This is a genomic window from Bradyrhizobium altum (assembly GCF_020889705.1).
GTDB classification, from domain to species: domain Bacteria; phylum Pseudomonadota; class Alphaproteobacteria; order Rhizobiales; family Xanthobacteraceae; genus Bradyrhizobium; species Bradyrhizobium altum.
In genome coordinates, this window is the sequence record NZ_JACMYP010000429.1 from 1 (window position 1) to 4,475 (window position 4,475).

Here is a 4,475-nt window from a genome sequence, read left to right on the forward strand (position 1 = left end):
CCGCAATCAAAGACGGCGATCGATCCGGCCAATGAGGCATGGCTCTTGAGCAAGGGCTGGTATGATGGCCCAGCTGTCCGCCTCGCAGCGCAGCCAACGTTCTATGACTTGATCTCGAGCGATGGCTATTTCGACGTGTACCGCTTTCAGAGCCTGCTGTTTACGGCGGCCGTCGGGGGCGCCCTCTTCGTCGGCGGGGTCTCGCAGCTGTCGTCTTTCACAGTGCCCCAGAACATCCTCGGTATTCTGGGATTGAGCCAGATCGTCTACATCGCAGGCAAGCTGGTTTCGCCGAGCGGCGCCTCTCAACTCAACGCCGTGTTGACGGATCTGCGCGCCGCCGAAGCGGAGTTTCGCGAGGCCGCTTTCAACGCTTCCGGCCCTCCACCGAGCACGGCTGTAATGACCTTGCAGGGGGCCATTGACCGGGCTGGCGTGGCTGCTTACGCGAAATATCTCGAGAAAGCCAAAGGAGCGGCAAAGGCCTTTACGGGTTTTGCCGGGCGCGCCATCGATCCCCAGAAGCTCGAACCATCACTTGGGACCAACTAGCAGCCAAGATTCGCGGTCCCCAAACCGGTTTGATTCTTGGGGCAAATGGCTGAGGGGCGGCCAGCAAGTTGGTACAAGCGGACTAGGTTCAGGGGCATTTTCAAGGACTAGGGTTATGGCTCTCCTCCTCCAATGATGCGCAACGCAAGGCGGGGTGACCGCGCTTAAATGATCTGGCCCGGCCAGGCGCGCCGGGTTGCATGCATGTTATCGTCGCGCCACGCCGCGGATGAAGCCTGCACATTGGAATGCGAAGATCGGGCGCGGAGAAATCCCACACCTGACTTCGCTCTCCTCCGATAGCCACGTCAAGCGAGCTCAATCCTGCTATCGGGTAGAGATTGATCAGACTGTCCGCCGGACGATCGCCACCGCTGCCGAGGTCAAAAGTCCGATTCCCTCGGCTTTACATCGTTTAATCTTCGATCCGGTGATTTGCAGTCATGCACGCCCGAAAGACGCAGCAACCACAAGCTCGCATGCGGCTGATACATTGGAGTGGAATCGGTCGGCGCTTTTCTATTGCGCCGCCGGACACGTGGGGCCCGTCTTTGGCGCAATATTCGTCGCTCCATCTTCCTCTGCGGCACAGCGAGTGGGATACTCTTTGACCACGCCGTTCTTGGTCCCGCAATGTATGACCTGCGGGCAGGTGGTCTTTTCCTGAGCGATCCTGATATGGGACAACCTCTCCGAGCGCTGGTCGGCAGACGCTAGGCCAACATTGAACACGCTTGCAGCGAAGACCGAAACCACTATGGGACGAATGAACATCACGCTTTCTCCTTCAACAATCTACCCACACCAGAATGGCCGCGCCTACCACGGGAACGGCCAAGGCAAAGGCCAACCTGCGCTTCGTGCCGCCGGTGCGGCAAGCGCCTTCTTCTTGGAATCTGCTTCGCCGATAATGGATGTCGCCGTTTGAGGCGTGATCAAATAGGAGAAGCCGAGATCCAGCGCTTTCTGCAGGTCGGAAGATGCAATCTCGTAGGCGTTCACACTGCCCGTGATTGATCCGCACAGCTGTATGTGCATCAATCCGTCAGTCGCTTTCTTTTGACTGATAATCGCGATTCCGGCGCTCGTGAGCTCCTTGGCCATGTCGTCAAGCTTGATCCCACTGCCCTCGGCACAAAGGATGGTTCCGTCATATTTGTAGACAACCGCAGTCTTCGAATCGAATATCCATAATCCAAACTTCGCTGGACCAACAAATCCCCGCCGGATCTTTTGCCAATCGGCTTCGCTGATCACGTAGGTGTTGGCCTGCCCCGTCGGAGCCCCGCACATTTGGATGATCTTGAATGGCAACTGTCTCTTTTCTTGGCCAACAACGTGCGCTCCAAGACTTTCCAGCACGGCCTTGTCTTGATCGAGAGTACGAGCCTGGCCTTGGTTGCATTGCAAACTGCCATCGGGGCGGTAGACGCGAAGATCGGCGGCAGCTGCACTAGTAGCCGCTGCAAGGACTAGAATTGCACCACATGCACCAATTATCTTTGTTGAGATCATGTTGCCCTATCCGCAAAGAATATCCTGAATAAATGGAACGAACGCAGCCTCGTTAGTCACGCAGGCCTATGGACGAGTATGGAGGGCGCGTCGTTGGTGAGCGCTGATCCGCGATCAACAGCTTCCGTCCTTCTTCTTCGCGACGTGCTTCTTCTGCCGCTCGCAATCATTGTTGTAAGTTTTTCCGTCACAACCGCAAACTGGAATAACCGCTTTCGCACGCGACTGTGGACAGAACTGACCAACCCTGACGCATACGCCCGATGCATCAGCGAAGCCACATTGACCAGGCGTTGGATCGCACCAAAGTCCCCGGTCACATTTGATGCCGCCGAAGCCGCCGCACGCTTCACCCACTTTTGCAGCTTGTGAGGAAACCGGGGTAACAAACGCCGCGGAAAGGAACAATGTAAAGGAAAGTACAATCTTGAGGGACATCTTTACGCTCCGTGCAATGAACAGAACACGATTCACCTCGCCCACCTACACGCGGGCAGCGCTGATCAATTCGGTAGTGAGGCGCGAGAAGGTCCGAACAACGTTCGCCTAAGGGCTAATGACGAGAAGGAAACAGCATTTTTCAAAAGGTGGCAGAACCATACAACGACAACCTAAGGCTTGTCATGTCCATTTTTCAACTTCCTGGCAAATTTGACCAAGGCGCAGCTCGGCGGCTTACTTTGGCCGGCCGACATCGACGAAGGCTCCATCCTGTTTAAAGTCAAGAATAGACCAAGCTCACATTTGAACTCGGTCGTGGCAGCAGGTCCCCTCACGCAGCTCAAGGCAAGCGGGATGATCGCCACGCGGTATACCTGCGCTTCTGATTTCAAAAATTGGCGGAACATGCGCAATCTGATTATCGGCAGCAGGAATAATGCATTCCTCCTGCGTTACTGGCCGCAATTCACCCGTCAATGGTGCACGCAATTGATCCTCTCTCTCTGTTCTCTTTCAATGACGTTGTTGCCGGCTTGGCGCCGCTGATTGCGGCTCCTCGCTCTGTTGGAGCCTGGTTTTGCTTTCGCTCCAAGGGAGCGCGCCCCACTAAAGAGATCTGACGACCGGCGGACCGCGGCCGGACATTCGGGGTTTGACCAAGCTGTGAATGTACAAAACGGACGGTTTGGGCTTCAATAAAGTTATAGGAAATAAGATTATGGTGTGGAGGCGTCCATGCGCTACCTTCAGTTCATAGTTGCGATTGCAGTTTCCGCCCTGGCTGGCTTTGGATCGTATTCGACCGCCGATGCGCGAGATCGTGCGGAATACGGGTTTCCCACAATACAAGACACCTATTGTCTGCAGGGGCGAGCCTGGGGATATCCCGGCACTTGCCAGTTCTCGACCTATCGCCAGTGCATGGCGACAGCATCCGGTACAGGTGGCTATTGCCATCTCAATCCGGTTTACGCCTTCGAGCAACACCGATGGCAAGCGCGCTAGTGGGCCAAGGTCGCAAGTAACCGACACATCTTGACCAGGCCCAGCCCCTCAGTTCGAGTTCACCCGCCGGGAGACCGCGAACCGAGCCGTCTTGTCTGAGATGAGCATGGCGTTGGCTTTTGTTCGGCCGGCGCGCAATTCTACGTCATCGCTCTCCCCGCGTTCGTCAATCAAGTCCAGGCTGCGCTTTCAGATCGAGGCAGCGCTTCCTTGCTCAAGCTTTGCAGGATCGAACCCTAGATGTGGAGCTCTCCGGAGCAGCCTCCGATCTGGAAGGGCTATCTGCTCTCGTTCACAAGAGGCCTGAGCGCTGTCAGGGCTGCTCCAAGGCTGGCACGAGTTTCAGGACTACCCAATGCGATACGAATGGCCTCAGGCGAACTCTCTTCATCGAGCGCGAACATGCTTCCGGACCGAACCAGCACTCCGGCATCGGCAGCCGCCGCGACAAAGCTCTGCTGCGTCCATCTGCGCGGAAGCGCCAGCCACATGTGCAGTGATTCCGGTTTGGCCAGGTAGGTTGCATGAACGAACAATCTCGCCGCCATTTGCTGTCGCGCGACCGCCTCACTGCGTACAGCGAGCAGCACTTTCTCGGCGGTGCCATCGACAATCCAGCTTTGAGCGAGCAAGGCGGACAGGGGCGCGACATGCCATGTCGAGGTCGTCTGAAACCGATCGAACGCGCAATTGGCTGCCTCGCGGGACGGCGCCTTGCCGCCAGGTGATGGTGCGCCAAGCTTTGGCCGGCAGGCCGATCGCGAGCGCCTTGACGGCGGCCGGCTGATGCTGACGGTTGCGGCGCATCAGTTTCGGTGGACGGCCGCGGCCCGACCACGGCTTCGGCAGCAAGGGATCGGTGCCGGGCGCCCATACCGTCGTGCTCGACAGAAGACCCGCCACATAGGTCAATCCCAGCGCCGTGATCTCCGTGCGCAGGTCGCTGTTGTTGCCATAGCCCT

Annotated in this window: 4 protein-coding genes and 2 pseudogenes; 3 read left to right on the forward strand and 3 right to left on the reverse strand. The window is 57.3% G+C overall.

Going from position 1 to position 4,475, the window contains the following annotated elements; translation table 11 throughout:
- A pseudogene (locus tag H8B02_RS45520) lies at window positions 1–552 on the forward strand (hypothetical protein); the annotation flags it as partial.
- A gap of 819 nt (window positions 553–1,371) precedes the next feature.
- On the opposite strand, the gene H8B02_RS45525 reads toward H8B02_RS45520, so the two are convergent.
- Window positions 1,372–2,067, reverse strand: a complete 696-nt coding sequence (locus H8B02_RS45525) for a hypothetical protein (RefSeq protein WP_229172251.1) — start codon at window positions 2,065–2,067, stop codon at window positions 1,372–1,374.
- Window positions 2,068–2,181: 114 nt separating this feature from the next.
- The gene (locus H8B02_RS45530; RefSeq protein WP_229172252.1) at window positions 2,182–2,505 is read right to left on the reverse strand and encodes a Kazal-type serine protease inhibitor family protein; all 324 of its coding nucleotides are present in this window, start codon (window positions 2,503–2,505) and stop codon (window positions 2,182–2,184) included.
- Between the two features lie 213 nt (window positions 2,506–2,718).
- Here H8B02_RS45530 and H8B02_RS45535 point away from each other — a divergent pair, with 213 nt between their 5' ends.
- Window positions 2,719–3,054 (forward strand): hypothetical protein, encoded by a 336-nt coding sequence (locus H8B02_RS45535; RefSeq protein ID WP_229172253.1) that lies wholly within the window; start codon window positions 2,719–2,721, stop codon window positions 3,052–3,054.
- A gap of 189 nt (window positions 3,055–3,243) precedes the next feature.
- On the forward strand, window positions 3,244–3,513 hold the full coding sequence (locus H8B02_RS45540; RefSeq protein ID WP_229172254.1) for a DUF3551 domain-containing protein: 270 nt from the start codon (window positions 3,244–3,246) through the stop codon (window positions 3,511–3,513).
- Between the two features lie 645 nt (window positions 3,514–4,158).
- Here the strand turns inward: H8B02_RS45540 and H8B02_RS49240 are convergent.
- Window positions 4,159–4,475 (reverse strand): annotated as a pseudogene (locus H8B02_RS49240) (transposase); the annotation flags it as partial.

Bases quoted from the DNA above. Each gene is read 5' to 3' on its own strand.
- H8B02_RS45525 (WP_229172251.1), bottom strand. From the start codon at position 2,067: ATGATCTCAACAAAGATAATTGGTGCATGTGGTGCAATTCTAGTCCTT.
- H8B02_RS45530 (WP_229172252.1), bottom strand. From the start codon at position 2,505: ATGTCCCTCAAGATTGTACTTTCCTTTACATTGTTCCTTTCCGCGGCG.
- H8B02_RS45540 (WP_229172254.1), top strand. From the start codon at position 3,244: ATGCGCTACCTTCAGTTCATAGTTGCGATTGCAGTTTCCGCCCTGGCT.